The 501-nt window shown below is 57.3% G+C and carries 1 protein-coding gene; it reads right to left on the reverse strand.

The annotated features are described in order from the left end of the window. Window positions 1–127 precede the first annotated feature (127 nt). Window positions 128–501, reverse strand: a 374-nt coding sequence (locus AWJ19_RS12315) for a flagellar protein FlaG (protein ID WP_198536553.1), incomplete at its 5' end; no start/stop codon positions are given.

Genomic DNA, 501 nt, shown 5'->3' on the forward strand with positions numbered 1-501 from the left:
CTATCGTGGCCTCTACGATCGCTTTGATATCAATCCCGGACCCCAGGCCTACGCTCGTGACAGCCATGACAACCTCCTCGCAACGAATAATTGACGCTTAGCAGACACTCAGCAATTAACGGGCCACTCAAGCTTCTTCGCGAAACAAGAGACTGCGCATATCCTCCAGGCGTGCCGCCAGTTCCAACGCCTCCTCGGAAGGAATCTGCCGAACCACCTCGCCAGAGCTGCCGTCAACGACCTTGACCACGACACGCCCGGTGCTGTCGTCCAGTTGAAAATTGATGTCTCGACGAATGGACTGCATGGCACTTTGCATATTGGCCACGACAGACTCCAATTGCTCACGCGGCATTTCTGCCGATGGCGCGCTGGCCGCCGAAGGCTCCCTTACCGGCGCGGGAGACTGCCCGGAAAGCGACTCACTACCCACACCGGCTTGGCGCTGGGTCAAAACACCTGGTGTTATGGGTGTAACGCTGGAAATGGTCATAGGTTCAC

The sequence above is a fragment of the Paenibacillus sp. DMB5 genome, from assembly GCF_001517085.1.
Classification (GTDB): Bacteria; Bacillota; Bacilli; order Paenibacillales; family Paenibacillaceae; genus Paenibacillus_AQ.